We start from the raw sequence: 24726 nt of genomic DNA, 5'->3' as shown, positions 1-24726 counted from the left end.
GACGACGGGAGGCTCGCTCCCGTCGTCCGCGACCGGACGGTCGCCCAGGGGGGCGTCGGTCATGCCTGCGCACGCCCCTCGGGCTCGTCGTCCACGACCTCGGCGTCGACCACGTCGTCGTCGGACGGCGCGCTGCCGGCCTCACCGGTGGGAGCACCGGCGGACTCGCCCGCCGCGCCCGCGGCCTGCTCGGCCTGGTACATCGCCTGGCCGATCTCCTGGCTCACCGTGGCGAGCGCCTCGGTCTTGGCCTTGATGTCGTCGACCGAAGCGTTGGACGACAGGGCCTCGCGCAGCTCGGAGATGGCCTGGGTGACCTTCTCCTTGGGCTCGGCCGGGATCTTCTCGTCGTTGTCCTTGACGAACTTCTCGGTCGACCACGCCAGCTGCTCGGCCTGGTTGCGGGCCTCGGCCTCCTCGCGGCGCTGCTTGTCCTCGGCGGCGTGCGCCTCGGCGTCCTTCACCATGCGCTCGATCTCCTCCTTCGGCAGCGCGCTGCCGCCGGAGATGGTCATCGACTGCTCCTTGCCGGTGCCGCGGTCCTTCGCCGACACGTGGACGATGCCGTTCGCGTCGATGTCGAAGGTGACCTCGATCTGCGGCACACCGCGGGGAGCCGGCGCGATGCCGGTGAGGTCGAAGGTGCCCAGCGGCTTGTTGTCGCGGGTCATCTCGCGCTCGCCCTGGAACACCTGGATCGTCACCGACGGCTGGTTGTCGGCCGCCGTGGTGAAGACCTCGCTGCGCTTGGTCGGGATCGCGGTGTTGCGCTCGATGAGCTTGGTCATCAGACCGCCCTGGGTCTCGATGCCGAGCGAGAGCGGCGTGACGTCGATGAGCAGAACGTCCTTGCGCTCGCCCTTCAGCACGCCGGCCTGCAGCGCCGCGCCGACGGCGACGACCTCGTCCGGGTTGACGCCCTTGTTGGGCTCGCGGCCGGTGAGCTCCTTGACGAGCGTGGTGACGGCGGGCATGCGGGTCGAGCCGCCGACCAGCACGACGTGGTCGATGTCGGCGAGCTTGATGCCGGCGTCGGCGATCACCTGGTTGAACGGCGCCTTGGTGCGCTCGAGCAGGTCAGCGGTCATCTGCTCGAACTGCGCGCGGGTCAGCGTCTCGTCGAGGTGGATCGGGCCGTTCTCGGTCATCGACAGGTACTGCAGCGACAGGTTGGTCGACGACGAGCTCGACAGCTCCTTCTTCGCCTGCTCGGCGGACTCACGCAGGCGCTGCATCGCGATCTTGTCCTTGGACAGGTCGATGCCGTAGCCCATCTTCACCTTCTGGAGCAGGTGGTCGACGATGCGCTGGTCCCAGTCGTCGCCACCGAGGTCGTTGTGACCGCTCGTGGCGCGCACCTGGATGGTCGAGAACTCGTCCTCGTCCTTGCCGACCTCGAGGAGGGACACGTCGAAGGTGCCGCCGCCGAGGTCGAAGACGAGGATGAGCTCGTCCTCCTTGCCCTTCTCCAGGCCGTACGCGAGCGCGGCCGCGGTGGGCTCGTTGATGATGCGCAGGACGTTCAGGCCCGCGATCTCACCGGCCTCCTTGGTGGCCTGGCGCTCGGCGTCGTTGAAGTACGCCGGCACGGTGATCACGGCGTCGGTGACGTCCTCGCCGAGGTAGCTCTCGGCGTCCCGCTTGAGCTTGCCCAGGATGCGGGCGCTGATCTCCTGCGGGGTGTAGTTCTTGCCGTCGATCTCGACGTGCCAGTCCTTGCCCATGTGGCGCTTGACCGACCGGATCGTGCGGTCGACGTTGGTCACGGCCTGGCGCTTGGCGATCTCGCCGACGAGCACCTCGCCGTTCTTGGCGAAGGCGACGACGGACGGCGTGGTGCGCCCGCCCTCGGCGTTCGCGATGACGGTGGGCTCGCCGCCCTCCAGGACGGACACGACGGAGTTCGTCGTGCCCAGGTCGATGCCGACCGCTCGTGCCATCAGGTGTCTCCTCGTGCGTTGCGGGCCGCGGCGCGGCCACCTTGAGTCTGCTTCACTCAAGTCTCGGCAGCGCCTCCGGACCTGTCAAATCCGCGCCTCGGAACTTGAGTACACCTGACTCAACCTCATGTCTGCGCTGCGCATTCCCGCAGGTCACCGCCCAGCTGCGCCCACTCCCCCGTTGATCACGTTCAGTGGGTGACACGCCGCTTGCCGAGGGTTGCACCCCTCGACACGTGCGCGGAAGGCTCGGCAAGTGGAGGACCGCCCTGCCCGGCTCAGGCGCGCCCCAGCGTGTACCGCACCTGCTGGGTGAGCTCGATGCCGCCGTCGGAGGTCGACGCCCGCCGCAGGCGCCGCACCGCCTCCTCCCGGACGCCGGCCCGCTCGCCCTCCGGCACAGCAGCCCACATCGCCCGCTGGCCCGTCGACATGCTGAAGGCGGCCCAGTGGTCGGCGTCCCGAAAGCGCACCGGCAGCGCACGCGACACCGTCCGGACGTCGGTGAGCCCGGCAGCCGCGAACAGCTGCTCCATCCCGGCGTCCGAGGCGAAGGGACCGCGACCCCCGCTGGTGCGCGCATCGAGCACGAACTGCGGCAGGTAGGGAGTGAACACGTCGTCGACGGCCCGCCAGACGTCGTCCTGGGCCCCGAAGGTGCTCACGCCCAGGCGCCCACCAGGTGCGAGCAGGGCGCGCCAGGCGGTGAGCGCCGCGAGCGGGTCGGCGAGGAAGAACAGCACGAGGGACGAGCCCACGACGTCGAAGGCGCCGGCGGGCAGCTCGGGCGACTGGACGTCCCCGACCGCCAGGTCGACCGCCGCGAGCCCGAGCCGGTCGGCGGCCTCCCGGGCCGCCGAGAGCATGCCGGGTGAGATGTCGACACCCACGGCACGGCCCGTCGTCCCGACCGCCTGCGCTGCCGGCAGGAGCAGCGCCCCCTTGCCGCAGCCGAGGTCGACGAAGGACTCACCGGGCTGGGGGTCGAGGGCCTGCAGCAACGCGGCGGCGATGGGCCCGAAGAAGTCGACGCCCACCGCGTCGTAGCTGTCGGCGAGCGCGTCGAAGAGGCGAGCGTTGCGCAGAGCGGGCGGGACGTCGTCCGCCGGGTCGGGCGAGGTGCTCATGGCTGATCATGGCGCGCTGGTCAAGGCCTGCACCCGCTTGCCGAGGGATGCACCCCTCGGCAAGCGGAGTGTCACCCACTGAACGTGATCAACGGTCAGTCGTCGGCGCCGGACTCGCTCTCGCGGCGCTCGTCGTCCGAGGTCGAGAACACGGGGGTGCCCCCCGAGCACTCGGCCTCGACCTCGATCTCACGACGCTCGCCGGACGACCGGAACGTCACCTTCACGTGCTCCGGCCCTGAGTCGTCTACGCCCACCGCCCAGCCGTCCGCCGGCTGGGCGAACCGCAGGGACGCCGTGCGCCCCACGCACCGCACGCCCACCTGACCGCCCTCCACCCGCACGGTGCGGTCGACGGCCGCCGGCTTGGGCGGTGTGGACGTCGTCGTCGCGCGCGGGCGGCTCGACGACGGCGCGGCAGACGTCGTCGAGCTGCGCGGGCGGCTCGGCGTCGTGGTGCGTGGCCCGGAGCCCGTCGTCGCCGCGCGGCTGGACGACCGTGACATCGGCGCCGTCGGCGAGGTGGGCGTGGAGGTCGAGGAGCTCGGCGAGGTCGTCGGTGCCGTCTGGGCCCGTGACGGCCGCGGCGTGCGCGGGGCACCGGTGCTCACCGCGCCGGGGTCGACCCGCGCCTCGGACGTCGCGGTGAGCACCTCGCGACCCGCGCGGTCGATGGCGAACCACGCCACGGTCGACGTCGCACCCACCACGGTGACCCAGCCGGCCACCGCGGCCACGAGCGCGCGCCTCCTCATGACCACAGCCTGACATCCGGCGCGGGCTGAGCACGACAGAACCCGCGCGGCAGTAGCGTCAGCACGTGGCAACCATCCTCGTCGTCGAGGACGACCCGGGAATCCGCGGCGCGCTCGTGCGTGCCCTCACCGAGCGCGGCCACACGACGTTGAGCGCTGACCGCGGGATGACCGGCCTGCAGTCGGCGCTCGACGACCAGCCCGACCTGGTGCTGCTCGATCTCGGGCTCCCCGACGTCGACGGCCTGCAGGTGCTGGCCATGCTGCGTGCCGTGAGCGACGTCCCCGTCGTCATGGTGACGGCGCGCGACGACGACGCCGCGGTGGTGAGGGCCCTCGACGCCGGCGCCGACGACTACGTCGCCAAGCCCTTCGGCATCGACCAGGTCGAGGCGCGGATCCGGGCGGTGCTGCGGCGCGGTGGCCGCGGGCCGGCCGAGTCGTCGTCGGTCACCATCGGGGAGCTGGTGATCGACGGCCGCACCCGCAAGGTGAGTCTGGCCGGCGAGCCGATCGACTTGTCGCGCAAGGAGTTCGACCTGCTCTACGCGCTCGCCAGCCGACACGGTGAGGTGGTCAGCAAGCGCGACCTGCTGGCCGAGGTGTGGCGTCAACCGTACGGCGGCGGCGACCGCACCATCGACGTCCACCTGTCGTGGCTGCGCCGCAAGCTCGGCGAGAGCGCCGCGCAGCCGCGGTACCTGCACAGCGTGCGCGGCGTGGGGCTGCTGCTCGAGGCGCCGACCGACGACGGCGCCTGATGCGGCGGCAGATCTGGCTGCTCGTGGCAGCCACCACCTCAGCGGTGATCCTGGCATTCCTCATCCCCCTCGGCCTGCTCGTGCGGACCCTCGCCGAGGACCGCGCCCTCGCCAGCGCCAGCCAGGAGGCTCAGAGCGTCGCCGCGCTCGTGGCCGCGGTGAGCGACCAGCGGCAGCTGGCCGACCTCGTGGCGGGGGTCGGCGAGCGGTCGCGCCTGCAGACCAGCGTCGCGCTGGCCGACGGCACGCAGATCGGGCCGGCGATCGGCACCGCGGACGACGAGCTGCTGGAGCGGGCGCGCAGCGGTGAGGCCTTCACCTCGCGCCGCCCCGACGGCTCCGCGCGCGTCTACGTGCCCGTGGTCACGCAGGACGGCACCGCCGTCGTCCGCAGCGTGGTTCCCGGGGGCGAGCTGCACCGGGGACTCACCGCCGCGTGGCTGACGATCGCCGCGCTCGGGCTGCTGCTGCTCGCGGGCTCGCTGTTCGCCGCCGACCGGCTCGGACGGCGCGTGGCGGCTCCCATCAGCGAGGTGTCGCTGGTGGCCCACCGGCTGCGCGAGGGCGAGATGACGGCGCGCGCCCACGTGGGCGGCCCGCCGGAGGTCGCGGACCTCGCGTCGTCGCTCAACCGGCTCGCCGACCGCATCGGCGAGCTGCTGCGCATCGAGCGCGAGGCGGTGGCCGACCTGTCGCACCGCCTGCGCACGCCGATCACCGCGCTGCGGCTCGATGTCGACGCCGTGCGCCCGGCTGAGGCCGCCGAACGGCTGGGCGCTCACGTCGAGCACCTGCAGCGCACCGTCGACGCGATCGTCAAGGAGGCCCGCCGGCCGGTGCTGTCGAGCCTCGACCGAGGGTGCGACGCCGCCGCCGTGGTGCGCGAGCGCGTCGACTTCTGGTCGGCGCTGGCCACCGACCAGGACCGCACCGTCACCGTGGAGGTGCCGCAGCGACCCGTGCCCGCAGCGCTGGACGCCACCGAGCTGGCGGACGCCCTCGACGTGCTGCTCGACAACGTCTTCGCCCACACCCCCGAGGGGACGCCGTTCGAGGTGGCCCTGTCGCACGACAGCGCAGGCGCCGTGCGCCTGGAGGTCATCGACGCCGGCCCCGGCCTCACCGACCCCTCGCTCACCGAGCGGGGAGTCAGCGGCGCCGGATCGACGGGACTCGGCCTCGACATCGTGCGGCGCACGGCGGAGGCCGCGGGCGGCGAGCTCGTCGTCCGCCGCGGCCTGCGGGGTGGCACGGTGGCCATCGTGACGTTCGCTCCCGGCCGCCGGTGAGGCGGCCGGGAGCTAGCGCGGGTCAGTCGTCGGAGCCGCCGTCGTGGCTGTCTTCGCTGCCATCGTCGGCGTGCTCGCCGCTGTCGTCACCGTGGTCGTCGCCCTCGGCGTGCTCGCCGTGGTCGTCGCCCTCCTCAGCGTGCTCGCCGCTGTCGTCACCGTGGTCGTCGCCCTCGGCGTGCTCGCCCTGGTCGTCGCCCTCGTCGTCAGCCTGCGCGTGCTCGGTGGCGTCGGGCTCGGCCTCGTCGGTGTGACGCGTGCTGCGCGTCGTGGTGCTGTCCGTGGCCTCCTGCACCGACTCGCTCACGACGCGCGGTGCCACCGTGGTGGTGCGGTCGAGCGTGACGACGCAGACGCCGTTCGTGAGCACGGCGTGCTCGCTGCAGGTGGGCTCCACCGTCGGCACGACGGTGGTCGTGACGGCCTGCGGGGCGCTGGCCGACACCGGGCTGGCGTCAGTTGGCTGCCCGGCGGTGGCGGCGTAGGTGGCTCCGGCGGCCACCAGACCGACCCCGGCTCCGACGACGGTCGCAAGCGTCGCGCTGATCCTCATGGTGTTCCCTTCTCGAGCGGTCACCACGACGGTGCAGGGCGCCGCCCTATGGGCGCCTCGCCGGAACCTCAAGAGAACGTCAAGAATGACCGGGAGGTCCGGTTTCATGAGGTGCTCTTAACGCTGGCCTGAGGCTGGCTTGCCGCACCCGCCTGCACGCTGGTGGTCCATCGAGGTCGACCACGGAGCTCATCGCATGGCACACACCCCGCGTTCGCGTGACCGCTCGCTGTCGACGCTGCCGGTGCTCACCGGCACCCTCACGGCCGCTGCCGTGTCGGCCACGGGCTGGGCCACCGGCGCAGCCGCCGACGCGACGGCGCAGCAGCAGGCGGCCAAGGCCCGCGCGAAGGCCGCGGCGCTCGCCGCCCTGCCGACGCCGACCGTGACCGTGACCGCCGCACCCGCGAAGCCGAAGCCGCTGCCGACGCGGACGGTCGTGCGCGAGCACGTCGTCCGAGCCGTCTCGGCGGCCGGATCGGCACGGGTGGGCGGCTTCACGTCGTCGCGCTCGTCGAACGGCACGAGCCACACGTCTTCGCGTTCGTCTGGTTCATCGGGCTCGTCAGGGTCGGCGGGGTCGTCGGGCTCGTCGGGCTCGTCGGGGTCATCAGGCTCGACCGGCCACTCGTCGGGCTCGTCCGGTGGCTCGAAGCCCGCGGCGCCGGCTCCCCCGCCGCCGCCACCGCCGCAGCCGACCGTGCCGTCGTCCGGGTCGTGACAGGCCGCACCATGGACGACCGCCGGCTCGATCAGGCGCCGGCGCCCTCCACGCGCGAGTGGCAGGCGCTCGGCACGTACGTGCGCGTCGCGACCTCGCCTGCCGAGGCTCTCGACGACGCCGCCCGGCTCGCGAGCGAGGTGCTCGACGAGGTCGACCGCGCCTGCAGCCGGTTTCGCAGCGACTCCGACCTGGTGCGCGCCAACGCACGCGCGGGGCGACCCACCGACGTCAGCCCGCTGCTCGCGGCAGCGGTGCAGGTGGCCGTCGCGGCGGCGAGCGAGACCGACGGGTTGGTCGACCTCACGCTCGGCCACGCGCTGGTGGCGGTGGGCTACGACCGCGACCTCGCGCTGCTCCCCCAGGCCAGCACGGATCCCTCGATGGTGCCGGTGCCTGCCCGCACCGGGGCCTGGCGCGAGGTGCTCGCCGACCCCGCGGGCGTCGTCACCGTGCCCGAGGGGTGCGCCCTCGACCTGGGGGCCACCGGCAAGGCGTGGGCCGCTGACCTGGTGGTCGCCTCTGTCGCCGATGCGCTCGGTGTCGACGTCGTCGCGAGCCTCGGCGGCGACGTCGCGGTGCACGGCGCCACCCCCTGGCCCGTCGCCGTGAGCGAGGTCGTGGGTGCGATCGACGCCGTCGACGTCGTGATGGTGCCCGCCGGCGGCTTGGCCACCTCGACCACGCTGGCCCGGCGCTGGGTGCGCGGCGGCGTCCCGCGGCACCACCTGCTCGACCCCCGCACCGGCGAGCCCACCCGTGGCCCGTGGCGCACGGTGAGCGCCTTCGGGCTCACCGCGGTCGCGGCCAACACGGCGACGACCGCGGCGATCGTGATGGGGGATCAAGCGCTGGAGTGGTTGCAGCGCAACGATGTCGCAGCCCGCCTCGTGGCGCAGGACGGCACCGTGGTGCGCACCCCCGGGTGGAACGGGCAGGTGGTGAGCTCGTGATGCATGGCCCGGCGCTGTGGTTCGCCAACCGAGGCACCGGCGTGGTGCTGCTGGTCGTGGTGACCCTGTCGACCGTGCTGGGCGTGCTGTCAACCGCCCGGGCCGGCTCGCGCCTGTGGCCTCGCTTCCTCACCCAGGGACTGCACCGCAACGTCGCGCTCCTCGGCGTGGCGCTCACTCTCGCGCACGCCGGCACCGCCGTGATCGATGAGTACGTCGACATCCGGTGGTGGCAGGCGCTGGTGCCGTTCGGCGCGACGTACCGGCCGTTCTGGCTGTCTCTCGGCACGCTCGCCTTCGATCTCATGCTCGCCGCCGCGGGCACCAGCCTGTTGCGCCACCGCATGCGCCACGGGCTGTGGCGGGCGATCCACGTGTCGACGTACGCGGTGTTCGCCCTCGGCGTGGTGCACGGGATCGGGATCGGCACCGACGCCGGCGAGCCGTGGAGCGTCGCGGTCACCGTGGGGTGCGTCGTCGCCGTCCTGCTGGCCGCCGCGACCCGCCTGGTGACGCTGCGCCGCGACGAGCTGGTGTCGTCGTGAGTCGCGCGCCGGTCGCCGCGCATACGCCCCTCGTCGTCCGCGAGGGCACGCTGCTGCTGGCGGACGTCGGCCGCGACGCGTCGTGGGCTGCCCACCGCTCGCGGCTCGGCCCGGTTCCGGAGCTCGACGTGGCGACGCTGGCCGCGTGGACTGACGAGACTCAGCTGCGCGGACGGGGTGGCGCGGGATTTCCCTTCTCCCGCAAGCTCACCACGGCGGCACGACGCCGCGCACTGGTGGTGGTCAACGCGTCCGAGGGCGAGCCCGCGAGCCACAAGGACGAAGCGCTCGTGACCCGCGTGCCGCACCTGGTGCTCGACGGTGCGGTGGTGACCGCACGCGCCCTCGGCACGCGCGAGGTCCACGTCGTGGTGCCGAGCGCCCGGCCGGCGATGGTGCAGGCCGTCGCGGCCGCCGTCCGCGAGCGGCGCAAGGCGGGAGAACGCGTGCGCTGGCACCTGCACCAGGCCGCCGACCGGTTCGTCGCCGGGCAGGCCCGGGCGGTGCTCGAGCTGATGGCCGGGCGCGAGAACAAGCCCGTGACCGCGTGGGCACCAGAAGCCGTCAGCGGCCATCGCGGGCGCCCGACGCTGCTGTCTAACGCCGAGACGTTCGCCCACGTCGCCGCCGTGAGCCGACTGGGCCCCAGGGCGTACGCGGCCTACGGCAACCCGAGCACCCCGGGCACCGTGCTGCTGACGGTGGACGGCGACGGTCCAGCCCCTGAGGTGCTGGAGGCCCCCGGTGGCGGCCGGCTGGTCGAGGCGCTGTCGACCCGGTGGTTGCCCGGGATGCCGGTGTTGCTCGGTGGGTACCACGGCACCTGGCTCACGGGCACCGACGTCGAGTCGGCGCGACTCGACCGTAACGCGCTCGCAGTCGCCGGCTTCGCCCTCGGCGCGGGCGTCGTCCTGCCTCTGCCGCAAGGGATCTGCCCGGTGACACGCACGTCAGGGATCGTCACGTACCTCGCGGGCGAGTCCGCCGGGCGCTGCGGTCCGTGCCGGTTCGGCCTGCCGGCGTTGGCCGCCGAGCTGGAGCGGGTTGCCCGAGCCGGTGGTGACGATCGGCGCCTGCTCGAGCTCGCGGGTGTCGTCACCGGCCGCGGCGCGTGCGCGCACCCCGACGGCACCGCCCGGCTGGTGCGCTCGCTGCTCGACCGCTTCCCCGTCGAGGTCGCCCAGCACCTCGAGGGCCGCTGCCACTGGGCAGGTGACGCACGAGGCCGTGCCCCGAGGCAGCCACCGCACCAGCTCGCCGGCGGCCCGCGGAGCGGTCGATGAGCCGGCGGCTGCGCGTCGACTGGCCGCGCTGCAGTGCGCACGGCCTCTGCCACGAGCTGCTGCCCGAGGTCGTCGGCCTCGACGAGTGGGGCTACCCCGTGGTGGGCGAGCTGCCGGACGACCTGGTCGAGCTGGCGCGCCAGGCGGTGACGGCGTGCCCGACGCTCGCCCTGCGGCTCGTCGACGTCCCAGCCCGCTGAGCCTGCGGGGCTACCGGGCGGTCGGGGCGGTCGGAGCGACCACAGGAGCACGGCGGTCGGTGCCACCAGCTCCCCCGGTGGCACAGCGGCCACCGGGGGAGCCGGCACCTCCGGGACTGTGCGGGGACACAGCCTCCGGCGACGTCCGGTACGGCCACGATGGGTGGGGGGTTGGTCGTGGTCGTCTGGTCGGACGCCGAGTCCGGGTGGAGCTCGGGAGGGTGCTGCGAGCGACGCTGCGGTCACGGCGCAGTAGGAGCAGCAAGGCCAGCCAGCCGAGCGCGACGAGGGCCGCGGCCGGTGTCGTCAGCGACGCGAGCTCGCGCCCCACAGGGCCGTGGACGCCACCTGCCACCACCCACGTGCCACGAGCTGTCGCGACGGGCAGTCCGGCGCGCTCCGCCTCGACGGTGAGGTGCCATGGGCCGGCCTCCGGCACCTGCAGCGGCAGCGCCCACGTTCCGTCGGGGTGTGCGGAGGCAACGCCGGTGACGGGGGTCGAACCGGTGCGGCGCAACGTGACGCGCACCGCGTGGACGGGTGCCGGCGCGGGTCTGCGCGTCTCGAGCACGCTGACGTTGGCGTACGCCGGACCGACGGCGTTGGGGCCGATCGACACCTGCACGAGCAGGTCGTCGGCGTGCAGGGCCACCGAGCGGGACGCCGCCGGGCCCGGCGTCCACTGCGGTGAGTTGGCGGGCGACGTCGCTGCGAGCAGCCCCGCGGTGGCCAGCACGCTCACCAGCAACGCGGCCTCGACTGCGACGCCGCGGCGGCCGGACGCGCCGACGACACCGTCAGCTCGTCCCTGCCGGTGGTTGCGCAGCGCCAGGAGCAGCACGGCACCGATCAGCGCGCTCTTGACGACCAGGGTGACGCCGTACCGCGCACTCAGGAGCGCCGTGGTGGTGGCCACGCCGTGCCCGGCGAGCAGGAAGCCGGTGGCGACGGCCACCGCGACGCACGTCGCCGACAGCAACGCGAAGGCCCGGGCCGGCACGGCTGGACGCAGGCCCCGCCCACCCGCGTGGATCACCGCCAGGGCGACGACGGCACCGGCCCAGGTCGCAGCGGCCACCATGTGGAGGACCTCCGCGACGACCAGCGGGTGCGACGACGACCAGATGTGCCCGCGGACGCCGCTGACCACCGGCACGAGCAGCAGCGCAGCGACCAGCAGCGCCGACTCGGCCGGGTAGCGGCCCAGCGTCGGGCGCAGGCCTCGCTCGGTCACCTGGCGGATCGCCCGCCCGACCAGCGCCAGAGCCACGACAGCACCGACGACACGCAGCACCCACGCCACACCGAGGGCCGGGTCGTGCGCCGCGAGCCAGGCCTGGCTCACTGACCGCAGCTGGGCCGCGGGCAGCACCACGGACGCGGCCACGAGGACGGCGCCCGCTGCACGCGCCAGGCGCACCAGCCGCGAGCGCCGTCGCCCCCGCAGCGTGCGACCCGCGAGCGCCGCGACGACCAGCGGCCCGAGCAGCCCGGCCAGGCACGACCACATCACCCATCGCGTCGCCGCCTCGCTGAGCCCCGGGGCCTCGTCGACCACCCCTACCGCGCCGACCTGCTCGCCGACGCCGAACGCCAGGACACCGGAGGCCTGGTGGAGGTCGTCGGCGGAGAGGGTCTTCCACGCGACGCGGTAGGTGCCGCGTGGCAGGTGGGGCAGCGTGACGGCCACCTGCACCGGCTGCTCGGTGTCGGCGCCGTCACGAGCTGACGCGACGGTGATGGATACCGGCATCACCCGGGTTCCGTGTCCGTCGGTGAGGCTCACCTGGGTGGCACCCAGCACGAGCGCCTCGCTGAAGTCCAGACGCAGCGTAGCCGGGGCCGTGTCGAGGACCTGGCCGTCCGCGGGGTTGCTCCCCACGAGGAACGTGTGAGCGTGAGCGGCCGGTGCACCGAGCCACACCAGGGCCGTGAGCGCGACACCGAGGGCGACGAGACGAGCCGACCAGCGAGGCAGGCGACGGGGGTGGGGGCTCATCACCGCACCGGCACGTGCCGCAGCTGCTGGGAGCCGACCACGAGCGTGACGTGCTCACCGGGGCGCACCGCGCCGCCGGTGTTCTGGTAGACGAAGTAGTACGTCTGTCCCGGGCGCATGTTGTGGCCCTGCCTCATCACCGAGATGCGCTCGGTGCCACCGGCGCGGTCCTCCGCGCGGATCGTGGGCGAGTTCGCGGAGTCCTCCATGAAGGCCTGCGCTTTGTCGACGTCGAGCGCGACGAAGCTGACCTCGACCAGCCCACCGTCACCGACGACGGCCACGCGGTCGAACCGCACGCCCGTCGCCAGCTCCATGGCCCCGCTGCGCGGCACGCTCACGTCGTGCGTCGCCTGGTGCACCACCACGTTGCGGGCCACGAGCCCACCGAGGGCGAGCGCCAGCACCGTCAGCACCGCGCTCACCCACTGCGCCGCCGACCAGGCGGCGAGGTGCCCGCGCAGGTGGGTCGCCAGCCCGGGCTGCGTGGGCGCCGGCCCCTGCGGCACCTCCATCAGCTCTCCCACAACACTCATCGGTCTCCCCTTCCCTGGTGGGCCTGCGGCCGCCGTGCGCGGCGGCCGCAGGCCCGGTGATCTCCTGCTACGGCAGCGTCTGACGGGTCGACTCGAACGAGTCGAAGTACGCGACGCCGTGGGTGGTGCTCGCGACGGTGACCGCCCCGAGCTGTGCGGTCTCGACGCGCAGCGTCGAGTTGGCCGCGGTGAGCAGCTGCTTGGCGACGCCGTCCACCGACAGCTGCAAGGTGCCGGCGGTCCCCGCCGCCCAGTCGACCCGCAGCGTGTGCGGTCCGCTGGTGAGCGACACCCAGGTGCCGGTGACGTTCGTGCCCGTCGAGCGACGCAGGACGCCGCGCACCTGGTAGGTGCTTCCGCTCTTGCGTACCTGCACGGCAAGCACCGGCGCGTTCGTGCTCGACATCCCCTGGAACACCGTCGTCACGCCGCCGACCCACGTGCCGGCGCTGTACCGGAACTGCGCGTGGTACGTCGGCTCCGCGCTGGGAGTGGTGTCGACCAGGTACCGCGCGGTGCCGCCGGACGGCTGGGTCACCGCCAGACCCTCGGTGCCGGCGAGGGCCGCCGTACCAGTGACCGCCAGGCCGCTTGCGCCCACCGACGACGACCAGGCCGCGATGCTGCCGGACTCGAAGTCGTCGGAGAAGATCGCGTTGGGCGGCTCGACCGTCACGGTGGTCGCGACGGCGTTGCTCCAGTTGCCCGCGAGGTCCCTGACCCGCAGGTTGATCCGCTGCGCACCCCGGGCGAGGTTCGCCGTCGAGACGTCGACCGTGAGCTGCGTGCCCGCGGTGCTGACGCTCGCCGCCGAGGTCGCCCGCCCGGCACCGGGGTCGGTGGTGCCGACCCAGTACTCGGCCGCCGCGATCGTGTTCGCCTCGGTGACGGTCGTGGTGAGCGTGATCTGCGGTGCACCGGCGGTCGGGTTCGGGCTGGCGCTCAGGCCCGACAACACGGGAGCCGTCTTGTCGACGAGCAGATCGGTGACGTAGACGTCGCCCCACGTGCCGGCGGCGTCCAGCCCTCGCACGTACAACCGGTGCGTGCCGTTGGTCAGCGCCTTCACCTGCGACAGCGGGAGGAGCCCGTAGACCGCCTCGTCGGAGGCGTCCATCGACCCGTCCACTGCGATGAGCTGCAGGCCGCTGCCGCCCGCGGGTTGGGCTCCGGCCGCGAGGTCGAGGAACGCCTCCGCGTCCTTGAGGGTCGACACCGAGCCGCCGGGACCGGGCTGGTCGACGAGGTGCGCCGACACCAGCAGGTAGCCCGGGTTGCCCTTGTCGCTCAGGATGCCGTTGGTCGGGTTGGGTCCGACCGACGCCGCGTCGACCACCGGGCCGGCCAGGTCGACCACGAGCTCGATGCTGTGCGTCGGCCCCCAGAGCCCACCGGAGTCGTGGCTGCGGACGTAGACGATGTGCTTGCCGTCACCCAGACCGGCCACCGTCGCGGCCGGGATGGTCGCGGTCTCCGACACCACCGGTGCCATCTTGTTGAGCGTCATGACGGTGCCTGACCCCGGGGCCGCCTCGACGTCGATGGAGTACTCGGCCGCGTCGATGTTGCCGCCGAGGGTCCGGTCGTCGCCCGTGGCGGTGATGCTGACGTCGCTGGCCCCGTTCGTCGGGTTGTCGGACGCCGTGCCGCTCCTGGTCTGCGGACCGACCTTCGGCAGGTTGAGGACCGCGGAGGCGACCACCCCCCAGTTGCCGGCTGAGTCCTGGGCCCGCACGAACACGATGTGCTTGCCCGCCTGGAGATCAGCCATCGCGGCGGTCGACAGCGTGCCGACGACACCGGTCACGTCGACGGAACCGAACGCGCCGTACATCGGCGTGCCCGCGCCCAGCGCGGTGCTCGTGTCGTCGACGACGAACTCGGCCTGGGTCACCGACGAACCGCCGGTGGCACCATCGCTGAGGTCGGCGCGCACCGTCACGTCGACGAGGCCGGACGCCGGCTGCGGCGAGAGAGAGATGTTGTCTGCCAACGGCCCCACGTCGTCCGTGCTGGGCGGCGGCGCGTTGGTGTCGATGTAGGTGAGCATCCCCCCGAAGGCCAGCTGAAGCGGGTTCGCCGCGTGCTGGCCGTCGTTGCTGAGCCGGGAGGCGGCCTCGTACACCGCAACCTTCGACTCCTGGCCGGTGGGGGCCGTGACGATCGTGTCGAGCGTCTGCCCAGGCACGATGTCCTCAGCCACGACGGTCGAGGCGTACCTCATCGCGTGGCCGTCCTGCGCCACCTCGACCTGGTCGACGCCCAGCGTGCTCATGGCGTGCAACTGCGACCCGGCGTTCACGTAGCGCAGCAGGACCTTGTGGCCCTGGTCGGTGCTGATCACGTCGGTCTCGGGGAACGCCTTGCCGTTGACGAGCCGGAACCGCGGCGAGAAGTACCGCATGTCGAAGGCGGTCGGGTCGGCGTTCAGCTTGGGGTCGATCTCCGACAGCACCAGGACGGCCTCGTCGTCGTACGCGGTCGAGGGGTAGCCGGTCTGCGACCCGTAGGCGGTGCCGTCAGCCGGGAGCACCACGAGCGCGCCGGCCAGGCCCATCGCCACCTGGCGCGTGCCGTTGGCGGTGTGGCCCGCCTCGTACAGGAACGTGCCCGGCCGCGACGCGGTGAAGCTGTAGATGCGGGTGCCGCCCGTGGCGACGCCGGCCGTGTCGTCGTCGTGGCGCGTGCCCCACGTGACCCCGTCGATACCCGGCAGGGCCAGCGAGACGCGCTCTGCGGCCAGGTCGTTGTGCAGCCGGATCCGCACGCTGTCGCCCTGGTGTACGACGAGCACGGGCCCGGGCGTGGACGCCGACCCCGCCGTCGACGAGAAGCCCCAGATGGGGATCGCCGTGCCCGCCACCGTGGTGGTGCCTGCGCTGGCGTAGAGCTCGCACAGCACCGAGCCGGTTCCCGTGCAGCCGCTCGGCTGCAGGTGGCCGACCGGTGCGGCCGGCAGCGCCGACCGCACCCCGGCGGCCTGAGCCGCCGCAGCCGAGCCGGCGGGCCGGGTCGCCGCACTCGCCGGCTGCCAGCCGACCAGGGCAAGAGCCGCCGTCACCGCCACGGCAAGCGTCCGACGGGTCGAGCCGCCGCTTCGCGAACGCGTCTGCATCGTCATCGCCCGTCCTCAGTTCGTCGGGCAGCCGTTGGGCGGGTCGATGCGGAAGACCGTCATCATGCCGCCGAAGGCCGCGCCGTAGTTGGTTGCCTGCTCCAGCGCGTGGCTGTGAGCGATGTGGTAGTACTCGCCGCACTCGTTGTTCGACGTGATGTTCGTGGGCAGCTCGTTCTTGACGCCGAGGTAGCCGCTCTCGCTGAACCACGTGTCGGGACCGACGAGGTCCTGGTCGGTGATCACCGGGATCTGGGTCGGGATCGGGTTGTCCACCGGGTCCCACGACTCCGCGTCACGCCAGTCCATGAGGACGTCGAGGGTCTGGCCCGGGCCGACGTCGAGCAGGTACTTCAGGTACGACAGGTCCTGGTGGTCCGGACCCTCGAGCGGACGGCCGTCGCGGTTGACGACCCGCTCGTCGCTGCCGTGCGGGTGGAACGGGAAGTTGACGCTGCCCGCGTTGAGGTAGCGGATCGCCGCCGGCCGGGGGTTGGTCGCCGCGTCGTACGGCTTGATGTGCACGAGCGCGCTGTACGGCTGGGTCGGCAGCCACGACGCGAAGTTCGGCGCCAGGGTGTCCGGCATGCTGCGGCCGTTGATCATGAAGTACCGGGCGCGGTAGCTGCTCGGGTCGACCGCCTGGCCCCGCTCCACCGCGAGGTGGACGTCGGGCGCGATCTCGGACAGCAGGAACACGTAGTCCTTGTCCGCGTTGAACGTCGAGTCCACGCGGTTGTTGAGCTGGTCCGGGTGGCCAGCCGGCCGCACGACGAGCGCGCCGTACATGCCCATCTGCACCTGCTTGTCGACGTCGGTGCCGCTCTCGTACAGGTAGGTGCCGGGGCTCCCGGCCGTGAACGTGTACGTCACCTGCTTGCCCGGCGCGGCCGCCTGCACCATCGAGGTCAGGGAGCCACCGCTGTCGAACTGCGGCTGCGCGGGGCTCCCGCCGGCCCGGACGCCGGACTGCCCGGGGAAGATGATCGAGGTCGCCTCCGGCAGTGTGTTGTGCAGGACGACCGTCACCTGCTGGCCGGACGTCACGCAGAGGGTCGGCCCGGGCAGCTGGAACCCGCGCTTGGAGTTGCCGTAGCTCCACATGTAGATGGAGTTGCCGTCGGGGGTCGAGACGTAGCCGTCGCTCGCAGTGAGCGAGAACGCGTTGTCGGGTGCGGTGTCGCACGGCAGCCCCGATGACGGGGCCGCTTCTGCCTGAGGCAGCGTGGCCAGAGCGGCTGCGGCCATGGCGGTCGCGAGCGCTGCTGACAGGGCCAGCCGGAGACGGGCGCGTGGTGTGGTGCTCATCGTGGTCCTCCGTCCGGCCCGGTCAGACCGGGTTCTCGTTGGCGTTCACTTGCCGCGGCAGCGTGCCCGGCGGGTTGACCACGATGCGCGTCATCATGCCGCCGTAGCCCGGGCCGCCTCCGTTGCCGAGGTAGGAGTACCGGCGGTCGTACAGCAGGTAGGTCCCCGGGTCGGGCGCGGTGAAGATGACGTCGCGGCTCTCGCCGGGGCCGACGTCGACGGTGTTCGTGGTGATGTACGACTTTGTGTGGTCCCGGCCCTCCAGGAGCGCGGCGTCCTTGGCGACGACCGTCATCGTGATGTCGTCGATGGTCATGGCGTGGTTCTGGTAGCCGAGGCTCGAGAGCCGCAGCAGCACGCGGTCGCCGGCGTTGCACGTGATGAGCGAGCTGATCGGCTGGTACTTCAGCCGTCCGGTGCTCGTCATGGGATCGCCGTTGGGCTGCAACGTGTCTGGCCAGGCGCGGCCGTTGAGCAGCCAGAAGCTCGGGTCGTAGTCGGTCCAGTCGTTCACCTGGATGTGCGCGTCCCGGTAGTGGGCGGCCGACCACAGCTCGGTGATCATGAACGCGAACTCGCGGTCGTAGGCCGTGCTGTAGTCGCCGTCGTTGTAGGCGTACCGCTCTCCTGGGACTCGCGGGCTCTTGTTCTGCTTCGGCCGCACGAACACCATGCCGGTCATGCCCATCTGCACGTGCTCGACGTCCTCGAAGTGGCAGTGGTACATGTACGTGCCCGCGTCGTGAGGGCGGTAGAAGTAGGTGAGGTCGCGGCCGATGGGCACGGCGAGCGAGAGCTCAGGGACGCCGTCGAAGAGCGGGATCGCGTTGACGAAACCGTGCCAGTGCAGGGTGTGTCCGTCGAAGAGGTCCGGACGCTGCACCAGGCCGAGGTTCGTCAACGTGAGGTAGATGTCGTCCTCCTCGTCGAACGACAGCATCGGAGCGCTGATCTGCGCTTTGCCCCGCTGCGCCGCCACCTGCGTGTCCGACAGCCCCGTGACGTCCCGGAAGCCGAACACGTAGGTGTTGAACGGCGAAGGAGCGTAGGAGTCGGGGAAGAACGGCGGGTCCGCGGGCGCTGCTGCCGGCATCGACACCCAGCCGTCGGTGCCGACGAGGTGCATGTCGACCCGCGGGTGCGTGACCGCCGCCGCGAGCGAGGTGCGCCGCGCCGCCTGCGCGACCTGGCCGCCGACGAGGTGCGCCCCCGTGACGGCGGCGGCCAGGCCGGCACCGCCGGAGATGAAGGTCCGTCGCGAGAGTCCGCGGCGAGCGGTGTCGTCAGTCACTGTGTGCTCCTCAGGTCGTTCGAGGTGGAAGAGGCGGGCGGGCGGACGGACGTCATGACAGCTGGTCCGATCCGGCGTCGTACCTCAGCGCGGGTGCCGGCGAGGGCCGGACGTCGCCGTCGATGTCGCGGCTGGGTGCCGAGACCGTGTAGTGCCAACCGATGGCCCGCGAGTCCCAGGCGACCGTCGTGAAGCCGGTGCCGAGGCCGTAGGCAGGGGACGTGGATCCGGTCAGGTGGTAGTCGCCCTGCAGGTGCGGCGGCAGCAGCTCGGCGACGATGGCGGCCTGGCGGTACGCCGGGTAGCCACGGGCGGCGAGGATGTTGACCGTCACCTCGTAGGGGTCCTTCAGGCCGGGGTCGTTGGTGACCACGTTGGTGGTGCCCACATCCACACCCTGTGTCGTCTGCAGCACCGACGAGATCGGCGTCAGGAAGGCCGCGGGGTCATCGGCGACGCCCATGTCCCAGTTGTTGACGTCGTTCGGCGAGCCGTCCGGCAGCTGGCCTCCGATGCCGTAGACGTAGCCACCGCTGTAGCTGCCGGCCCGGTTGTCCCAGAACACGTTGTTGAGCAGCGTCGGCTTGCTGAACGTGGTCTGCGACAGCAGGTTCGACAACCGGAAGGCGGTGCTGCTCAGGCGAGCCATCAGCGGGTCGGAGTTGTTCGCCGTCGACAGCCCGGCCGGTGCCGGCTGCCCGTCGCTGGTGATCGCGGTGGCGGTGGTGAGGTTGCGAGCGACCGTGTTGTTGACGACGTCGACGAAGGCTGCGTCGTCGAAGGCCAGGCCACCGCCCTCGTGCGCCGAGACGTTGTCGGTCACCGTGTTGTTGGAGATGGTGATCGTCTGCGGGTCGGTGCGCGTGATGTGCGACCCGCTCGTCTGCAGCAGCCGGATGCCACCGCCGTCGTCGTTGGCCAGGTTGGTCGAGATGACGTTGGAGTCGATGAGCACCGGGCCCGATCCCTCCGAGAGCAGCGACGGGTCGGACGGCAGCTCGCCGGCGATCATCACCGCGCCACCCTCGTCGTACGACTGGTTGAACCAGATCGTGTTGTCAGTGACCCGCCCACCCGGCAGGACGCCGAGCTGGGAGTCCTGCGCCGGGTGCACCATGTAGCCGTAGGCCGTCATGGCGCCGCCGTACTCGGCAGAGAAGTTGCCGCAGATCGCGTTGTGGTCGATCTGGTAGCCGTCGCTGCCGTTGAAGAGCCCGATGCCGCCGGCGAGGTTGGTGCCGCCGTTGTCGCGGATCTGGTTGTGGCCGACGTACAGGTTGTAGTTGCGCAGGTTGCCGGCGTACGGCGTGCCCACGCGGATGCCACCGGCGTAGGAGCCGCTGTTGCCACGGATGACGTTGTCGGTGATTCGCAGGTTCATGACGCCGGAGTGGACGAACACGCCGCCGCCCTGCGTCACGAGCGCACCGTCGGCGCCGTACGGCGTCTTGATGCCGCCGTTGACCTCGTTGATGCTCGCCGGGAAGTCCGACTGCGACCCACCGGTGATCGTGAAGCCGTCGATCGCCGGGAAGTAGGTCGACGGCACCACGCCGGCCAGCTGCGGGTCGTTGAGCACCGTGACCGTCGCGGCGTCCGGCACCGCGGCCGGCCCGTTGTAGCGCAAGGTGCTCAGCAGGGCGATCCAGTCGGCGCCGCTGGGGTTGTCGGGGTTGAAGCCGGCGCCGTCGATGATCGAGCCGGGGACGAAGTTGCCGTCCGGGTCGAAGCCGCCGGCACCAACACCCTGCAGTCGCACCTGGTGGTGGAAGATCACGTTCTCGGTGTACTCACCGTGCGGGTTGCCGGCGGTCTGCTCGCCCGGCCACACCACGACGAGCCAGTACGGCTTGGTCGACGTCGGCTTGGCGGCCTCGAGCGCTGCCTGGATGGTGGCGTAGGGCTTGCCGGGGCCGACCTCAGCGATCAGCGGGTTCTGCGGGGTGCGTCCCTGCGGCCCGATCAGCGTCGGGGCGCTCAGCACCTGCACGGTCAGACCGTTGACGCTCCGCTTTCCGTTGCGCGCCACGACCTCCACTGACGTCGGGCCGAAGGCCGTCGCGTTCGGGACGTTGAAGGTGATCTGCTTGTCCGTCCAGCTCGGCACTCCGGTGGGCTGGCCGTTGAGCAGCACCTGCCCCTTCAGGGCACCGAAACCGAAGCCGGTGATGGTGATCGCGCGGTTGGTGTCACCCCGCCGGATGTACGGCCGGTCGACCGCCAGCGGTTGGGGCTGCGCGGGGTCGAGGTCGCACATCGTGCGGTCGACCTGGGTGGTGCCCGGCGTCAGGGCTGTCGCCTGCACCTGGGTCGGTGCGGTGTCGGTCACCGTGTACAGCCCCGGCCACGCCTGGAAGTTCGTCGCGATGGTGCGGAACCTCGAGTTGTAGTCCGGGTTGAGGTGACCTGGACTGCCCGGGTCGTTGCCCACGAACCGGTACATGTTCGGGCAGGGGCCGGCGGGCAGGGGGCAGTTGTAGGTCGACGTCGACGGCTCGAGGGCCTCGTAGAAGCCGTTGAAGTCGGTCTGCACGGTGTCGACCAGGCGGCCGGTCCAGTCGTAGATGCCCATGGGCACGAACGGCAGGCCCTGCGCCTCGCCGTACTCGACGCTGCGCTTGTCGAGCGAGAGGCCGAGGTCGTTGATCGTCAGACCCCAGAAGTGGGTCGGGATCGGGACGTCGCTGAAGAGGTTGAACGTCGGGGCCACTGCCTGCGCGTTGCGCAGGTTGACCAGCTTGTCGGTGCAGAGCGGCCGCGACTGACCCTCGTAGGGGCTACCGCCACCGTCGATGAAGTTCTGGTTCGTCACGTGCACCGTGTGCAGCGGTCCGACGCAGCCCGAGACGATGCCGCCGGTCTGCGAGGGGTCCTGCGACGGCGTGGGCTCACCGCTGCCCGCACCCGGCGGCGTGTCAGTCGCCTGGGCCACGGTCGGCGGGTAGTTCTCCTGCGGCAGGTAGGTGTCGCCGTCGAAGACGTTGACGTCCTCCTCGCGGGTGACCTTGTACATCGCGCCGCCGCCCACGGGGTTCTGCGGGATCTCGACCGAGACGATGTACTCCTGCGGGCGCAGGTCCTGCTCCGGCAGACCGAGGGCGGCCAAGTCGGCGTAGAGCGGCAGCTGGTGGTCAGCGGCCGGGTTGCGGGGGTCGCCGGGCGCGTAGAGGTTCAGCTTGGAGGTCGCGAACCCGTAGTTGCCGTTGACCTGCTGGCTGAAGCCGTCCGGTCCGGAGTTGACCTCGGCACCGACCTGGAAGCCCATCATGGGCGCCTCGATGCACTTGCGGTCGTTGGCGAGGCCGAACTGCGACAGCGCCTGCTGGTCGGTCAGCGGCTGGCCGTTGTACATCCGGGCGGTGCAACCGCGAGGCGGCTGCCACGTCTCGGAGGTGTAGGCCTCCTGCAGCTCCGGGCCCTTCTTGAGGGCACCCGTGGCGGTGTCGAGCTGGAAGCCGCCGCTGCACTCGTCGGCCGGTGTGGTCGGCTCGCAGGGCACCGGCGCGTACAGGTGCACGGGGACGTCGGGCACGCCCGGCTGGTAGGCCTCCGCCGCCGCGTCCGCGGGGTCGAGCTCGTTGCGGGTCGTGTCGTAGGTGATGGTGCCGACGATGCCGCCGTTCGTACCGCCGACGTACGGCTTGACGCCCCAGTCGACCCGGCCGCCGAGGCCGATCACGTTCAGCACGTTGATGTCGACCGCACCACCGAGCAGCGTGGTCGGCTTGGGGTCGTTCTCGGCCTGGTAGGTGATTCCGGTGGCCTGGTACCGGGTGTTGAAGCCCTCGAGCACCAGCCACTTGCTGAGCGGGTAGCCCTCGTTGATCGAGTAGTTGCCGACCGTGTCGGTGATGACGGTGTTCGTGTACTGGTCCATCAGCGAGTTGTCCCGCTCGCGCAGGGTGAGCGTGAAGGACGGCACGCCCTGCTCACCCGGGTCGCGCTTGCCGTTCTCGTTGTCGTCGACGAACACCGAGCCGTAGATGTGCGTGAACCAACCCACGAGCGACTTGTTGCCGACGTCGACGAGCTGGCCGTCGTGCACCTCGACCTGGAAGGCCCACAGGATGTAGTCCTGGTCGTCGTCCCAGACGGTCAGCGAGTACGTGCCGTCGGGGACGTTCTTGATGTCGAACGAGCCGTCGACAGCGCCGCGACCGAGGTAGACCTCCGCGTCACCGGCGTCGAGGTCGGACAGCGCGATCCAGGGACGGCGGATCGGACCGCCGATCTTGGCTCCGGCGAAGCCGGTCTCGGGGACGACCTGGCCGTTCTGGCCACCGACGTACGGCAGCGCGGCCACGGCCACGCCCTTGATCTCACCCGTGGGGGCCGGCTGACCGGCAGCGGGCGCCGCCAGCGCCATCTGCTTGGAGAACCCGAAGTGCACGTACGGCACCAGCTCGGCACCCTTGGTCTGCTCGGTGTCGAAGCCGGTCTCGCCCTCCTGCTGCCAGATGTCGTAGTCGTGGCCGCCCTCGAGCGTGGTCGTCTGCACCCACCCCTGTCCGGCAGGCGGGGAAACCGTTGCGGCGTAGCGGTTCGGGCCGAGATTGGGGATCACGATCTGGCCGTCGGCGTCACTGACGCACTTGCCGGTCGACTTCGTGGTGTCGACCCGCGGCTTGCCCGCGGCGTTGAACAGGATCGGTCGCGTCGCGACCCCGCCGGCGTGCAGGTAGACGGTGCACAGCGGGTTGCCGTAGTAGTCGGTCGACACCGGCCCGAGGACGTCGGTGAGGTTCGCCGTGAAGCCGGCCAGCCCCTGCTCCGCGTCGACCTCGTACGTGCCGTCGACCGGCGCGTTGTCGTTGAACACCTGCAACCGGATCGTCTGCAGCGGAAGGGGAAGCGGCTGCATCTTCACGACGACCTGCTGAGCCGAGCCCGAGGTGACCGTGAAGTGCGCGCCGTCGATCTTGTAGCCGTCGGCCGTGAGCGAGATGAGGTACTTGCCGACAGGGAGGCCCGGCAGGGCGACGCTGTCGTTCAACGTCGTCTCGTCGCCTTGGGCGACGATCGGCGCGTAGCCGGGCGTCGTGCGCACCGACGGCCACTGGCAGGTGTCAGCGAACTTCGGGTCGCTCGCCAGCCCCGGCAGACAGTGCTCGGGCGCGTCCTTCGTGTTGCCGACGTCCTCCGCGTTGATCAGCCACTTGTAGGTGGTGACGGCATCACCCTCGTGCACGAAGCCCGGGCCGGTGTTGACCGACCGCGCGCTCTGCACGTGCAAGGTGATGCTGCCCGGATCGACGGGGTCAGCCGCCTTCGCCGTCTGCGCCAGCCGCGGCAGCGTCAGCTGCCCGACACACAGCGCGAGTACGGCGAGGGTGATGACCACGGCCCGCAGACGGGTGACACGACGTCCCATGACGACCTCCAAGACGGGAACTCTGCGTCGAGGGTCGAGCCAGCAGGGGGCGGTCGTCCGGCACAGGACAGCCGCATCACGGAACGCTCATGAAGCGCCATCCAGCCGTCATCTCCCATCACGCCGCCGTCACGAGACGTGACGGCGCTCGTCATCCAGGCGTCATGGGCGGCCGGGCCAAAGGCGGTCAAAGCGGTGCGGACACGATCAGCGAGCGCGCCACTTTCGCTGTTTTGGTGGCGCGCGGGCGGCCAACTGCCCATCCTCGAAGTCGCTGCGCTGCAGCAGAGGGGAGGGCAACATGGCCAAGGTCATGGTCGTCGACGATGAGCCGCGGATCCGCACGTACCTGCACCGCGCGCTGTCCGGTCAGGGGCACGTCGTGCACGAAGCGGCTGACGGTGAGGCCGCGCTCGAGCACCTCGCACAGCACCACGTCGACCTCGTACTCCTCGACCTCGCGATGCCCCGGCTGGGTGGTCTCGGGGTGCTCTCGCTCCTGCGTCAGCGAGAGGACAGCCCGCCCGTCATCGTCCTGTCGGCGGTCACCGACATCTCGGCGCGCGTTCAGGCGCTCGATCGGGGTGCCGTCGACGTCGTCGGCAAGCCGTTCTCGACCGCCGAGCTGACGGCGCGCATCCGGCGCCACCTGCACCAGCACCCCGCTCCCCCGCGTGGAGAGAACCGGTATCTCGAGGTCGGCGGCGTGCAGCTCGACCTGCACCGGCGGCGAGCGACGACCGCCGCCGGCTCCGTGAGCCTCACCGAACGCGAGTTCGCGCTGCTGGCTCACCTGATGCGTCGGTGTGGCGACGTGTGCACGCGCGAGGAGCTCCTGCACGACGTCTGGGGCCTGGACTTCGACCCCGGCAGCAACGTCGTCGACGTCTGCGTCCGCCGACTGCGCCACAAGCTGAGGCCGGACCCGCCCATCGAGACGGTGCGCGGCGTGGGCTACTGCGTCTACGACCGGTGATGC

Annotated in this window: 19 protein-coding genes; 9 read left to right on the top strand and 10 right to left on the bottom strand. The window is 71.7% G+C overall.

The annotated features are described in order from the left end of the window. Positions 1 to 59 precede the first annotated feature (59 nt). The 3 genes from dnaK to ASD06_RS17745 all read right to left on the bottom strand — a co-directional run bounded on the left by dnaK (position 60) and on the right by ASD06_RS17745 (position 3405). Positions 60 to 1940 carry a molecular chaperone DnaK gene (gene dnaK, locus ASD06_RS17755; RefSeq protein ID WP_056680746.1) on the bottom strand — a complete coding sequence of 627 codons (1881 nt, stop codon included), beginning with the start codon at positions 1938 to 1940 and terminating at the stop codon, positions 60 to 62. 278 nt (positions 1941 to 2218) lie between these two features. Next, positions 2219 to 3067, bottom strand: a complete 849-nt coding sequence (locus tag ASD06_RS17750; protein ID WP_056680743.1) for a class I SAM-dependent methyltransferase — start codon at positions 3065 to 3067, stop codon at positions 2219 to 2221. A gap of 95 nt (positions 3068 to 3162) precedes the next feature. Then, positions 3163 to 3405 carry a hypothetical protein gene (locus tag ASD06_RS17745; protein WP_056680740.1) on the bottom strand — a complete coding sequence of 81 codons (243 nt, stop codon included), beginning with the start codon at positions 3403 to 3405 and terminating at the stop codon, positions 3163 to 3165. Positions 3406 to 3412: 7 nt separating this feature from the next. Between ASD06_RS17745 and ASD06_RS17740 the strand changes: the two genes are divergently transcribed. Genes ASD06_RS17740 through ASD06_RS17730 form a run of 3 tightly spaced genes read left to right on the top strand, consistent with a single transcriptional unit; the run spans position 3413 to position 5872 of the window. After that, positions 3413 to 3835 (top strand): hypothetical protein, encoded by a 423-nt coding sequence (locus ASD06_RS17740; RefSeq protein ID WP_157371787.1) that lies wholly within the window; start codon positions 3413 to 3415, stop codon positions 3833 to 3835. Between the two features lie 52 nt (positions 3836 to 3887). Further along, the gene (locus tag ASD06_RS17735) at positions 3888 to 4583 is read left to right on the top strand and encodes a response regulator transcription factor (protein ID WP_056680733.1); all 696 of its coding nucleotides are present in this window, start codon (positions 3888 to 3890) and stop codon (positions 4581 to 4583) included. Then, positions 4583 to 5872, top strand: a complete 1290-nt coding sequence (locus ASD06_RS17730; RefSeq protein ID WP_056680731.1) for a HAMP domain-containing sensor histidine kinase — start codon at positions 4583 to 4585, stop codon at positions 5870 to 5872. Before ASD06_RS17735 ends, ASD06_RS17730 begins: the two co-directional genes overlap by 1 nt. 22 nt (positions 5873 to 5894) lie before the next feature. Here the strand turns inward: ASD06_RS17730 and ASD06_RS17725 are convergent, their stop codons facing one another. After that, positions 5895 to 6425: a hypothetical protein gene (locus ASD06_RS17725; protein WP_056680727.1), complete on the bottom strand. Its 531-nt coding sequence runs from the start codon at positions 6423 to 6425 to the stop codon at positions 5895 to 5897. Between the two features lie 196 nt (positions 6426 to 6621). On the opposite strand from ASD06_RS17725, the gene ASD06_RS17720 reads away from it, so the two are divergent. The 5 genes from ASD06_RS17720 to ASD06_RS17700 are packed head-to-tail and all read left to right on the top strand — an operon-like array spanning position 6622 to position 10127. Then, positions 6622 to 7146: a hypothetical protein gene (locus tag ASD06_RS17720; RefSeq protein ID WP_056680725.1), complete on the top strand. Its 525-nt coding sequence runs from the start codon at positions 6622 to 6624 to the stop codon at positions 7144 to 7146. Further along, positions 7143 to 8099, top strand: a complete 957-nt coding sequence (locus ASD06_RS17715) for an FAD:protein FMN transferase (protein ID WP_200942293.1) — start codon at positions 7143 to 7145, stop codon at positions 8097 to 8099. The genes ASD06_RS17720 and ASD06_RS17715 overlap by 4 nt, the downstream gene beginning before the upstream one ends. Continuing rightward, positions 8099 to 8644, top strand: coding sequence for a ferric reductase-like transmembrane domain-containing protein (locus tag ASD06_RS19025; RefSeq protein ID WP_056681274.1), 546 nt, complete (start codon positions 8099 to 8101; stop codon positions 8642 to 8644). The genes ASD06_RS17715 and ASD06_RS19025 overlap by 1 nt, the downstream gene beginning before the upstream one ends. Further along, positions 8641 to 9927, top strand: a complete 1287-nt coding sequence (locus tag ASD06_RS17705; protein WP_056680719.1) for an NADH-ubiquinone oxidoreductase-F iron-sulfur binding region domain-containing protein — start codon at positions 8641 to 8643, stop codon at positions 9925 to 9927. The genes ASD06_RS19025 and ASD06_RS17705 overlap by 4 nt, the downstream gene beginning before the upstream one ends. After that, entirely contained in the window at positions 9924 to 10127 is a 204-nt protein-coding gene (locus ASD06_RS17700; RefSeq protein WP_056680718.1) for a ferredoxin, read from the top strand. Before ASD06_RS17705 ends, ASD06_RS17700 begins: the two co-directional genes overlap by 4 nt. A gap of 10 nt (positions 10128 to 10137) precedes the next feature. Here the strand turns inward: ASD06_RS17700 and ASD06_RS17695 are convergent, their stop codons facing one another. The 6 genes from ASD06_RS17695 to ASD06_RS17670 all read right to left on the bottom strand — a co-directional run bounded on the left by ASD06_RS17695 (position 10138) and on the right by ASD06_RS17670 (position 23747). After that, a complete protein-coding gene (locus ASD06_RS17695; RefSeq protein ID WP_056680715.1) occupies positions 10138 to 12126 on the bottom strand; it encodes a copper resistance protein CopC in 1989 nt (662 codons plus the stop codon). After that, entirely contained in the window at positions 12126 to 12662 is a 537-nt protein-coding gene (locus ASD06_RS17690; RefSeq protein WP_157371784.1) for a hypothetical protein, read from the bottom strand. The genes ASD06_RS17695 and ASD06_RS17690 overlap by 1 nt, the downstream gene beginning before the upstream one ends. Positions 12663 to 12729: 67 nt before the next feature. Then, positions 12730 to 15783, bottom strand: coding sequence for a multicopper oxidase domain-containing protein (locus ASD06_RS17685; RefSeq protein ID WP_056680709.1), 3054 nt, complete (start codon positions 15781 to 15783; stop codon positions 12730 to 12732). 9 nt (positions 15784 to 15792) lie between these two features. Further along, complete coding sequence (locus ASD06_RS17680) at positions 15793 to 17085, bottom strand: multicopper oxidase domain-containing protein (protein WP_056680706.1); 1293 nt, start codon at positions 17083 to 17085, stop codon at positions 15793 to 15795. A gap of 22 nt (positions 17086 to 17107) precedes the next feature. Beyond that, a complete protein-coding gene (locus tag ASD06_RS17675) occupies positions 17108 to 18376 on the bottom strand; it encodes a multicopper oxidase domain-containing protein (protein ID WP_056680702.1) in 1269 nt (422 codons plus the stop codon). Between the two features lie 52 nt (positions 18377 to 18428). Further along, complete coding sequence (locus ASD06_RS17670) at positions 18429 to 23747, bottom strand: IPT/TIG domain-containing protein (RefSeq protein ID WP_056680699.1); 5319 nt, start codon at positions 23745 to 23747, stop codon at positions 18429 to 18431. A gap of 301 nt (positions 23748 to 24048) precedes the next feature. Here ASD06_RS17670 and ASD06_RS17665 point away from each other — a divergent pair, with 301 nt between their 5' ends. After that, positions 24049 to 24723 carry a response regulator transcription factor gene (locus ASD06_RS17665; protein WP_056680696.1) on the top strand — a complete coding sequence of 225 codons (675 nt, stop codon included), beginning with the start codon at positions 24049 to 24051 and terminating at the stop codon, positions 24721 to 24723. Positions 24724 to 24726 lie beyond the last annotated feature (3 nt).

Source organism: Angustibacter sp. Root456 (assembly GCF_001426435.1).
Classification (GTDB): domain Bacteria; phylum Actinomycetota; class Actinomycetes; order Actinomycetales; family Angustibacteraceae; genus Angustibacter.
The sequence above is the reverse complement of the archived record's forward strand: the minus strand, read 5'-3'. Positions and strand labels throughout refer to the sequence as shown.

What these genes read in the sequence shown, in the direction of transcription:
- dnaK (WP_056680746.1), bottom strand. Translation starts at nt 1,940, where the DNA reads ATGGCACGAGCGGTCGGCATCGACCTGGGCACGACGAACTCCGTCGTG.
- ASD06_RS17750 (WP_056680743.1), bottom strand. Translation starts at nt 3,067, where the DNA reads ATGAGCACCTCGCCCGACCCGGCGGACGACGTCCCGCCCGCTCTGCGC.
- ASD06_RS17730 (WP_056680731.1), top strand. Translation starts at nt 4,583, where the DNA reads ATGCGGCGGCAGATCTGGCTGCTCGTGGCAGCCACCACCTCAGCGGTG.
- ASD06_RS17725 (WP_056680727.1), bottom strand. Translation starts at nt 6,425, where the DNA reads ATGAGGATCAGCGCGACGCTTGCGACCGTCGTCGGAGCCGGGGTCGGT.
- ASD06_RS17720 (WP_056680725.1), top strand. Translation starts at nt 6,622, where the DNA reads ATGGCACACACCCCGCGTTCGCGTGACCGCTCGCTGTCGACGCTGCCG.
- ASD06_RS19025 (WP_056681274.1), top strand. Translation starts at nt 8,099, where the DNA reads ATGCATGGCCCGGCGCTGTGGTTCGCCAACCGAGGCACCGGCGTGGTG.
- ASD06_RS17700 (WP_056680718.1), top strand. Translation starts at nt 9,924, where the DNA reads ATGAGCCGGCGGCTGCGCGTCGACTGGCCGCGCTGCAGTGCGCACGGC.
- ASD06_RS17695 (WP_056680715.1), bottom strand. Translation starts at nt 12,126, where the DNA reads ATGAGCCCCCACCCCCGTCGCCTGCCTCGCTGGTCGGCTCGTCTCGTC.
- ASD06_RS17690 (WP_157371784.1), bottom strand. Translation starts at nt 12,662, where the DNA reads ATGAGTGTTGTGGGAGAGCTGATGGAGGTGCCGCAGGGGCCGGCGCCC.
- ASD06_RS17685 (WP_056680709.1), bottom strand. Translation starts at nt 15,783, where the DNA reads ATGACGATGCAGACGCGTTCGCGAAGCGGCGGCTCGACCCGTCGGACG.
- ASD06_RS17680 (WP_056680706.1), bottom strand. Translation starts at nt 17,085, where the DNA reads ATGAGCACCACACCACGCGCCCGTCTCCGGCTGGCCCTGTCAGCAGCG.
- ASD06_RS17670 (WP_056680699.1), bottom strand. Translation starts at nt 23,747, where the DNA reads ATGGGACGTCGTGTCACCCGTCTGCGGGCCGTGGTCATCACCCTCGCC.
- ASD06_RS17665 (WP_056680696.1), top strand. Translation starts at nt 24,049, where the DNA reads ATGGCCAAGGTCATGGTCGTCGACGATGAGCCGCGGATCCGCACGTAC.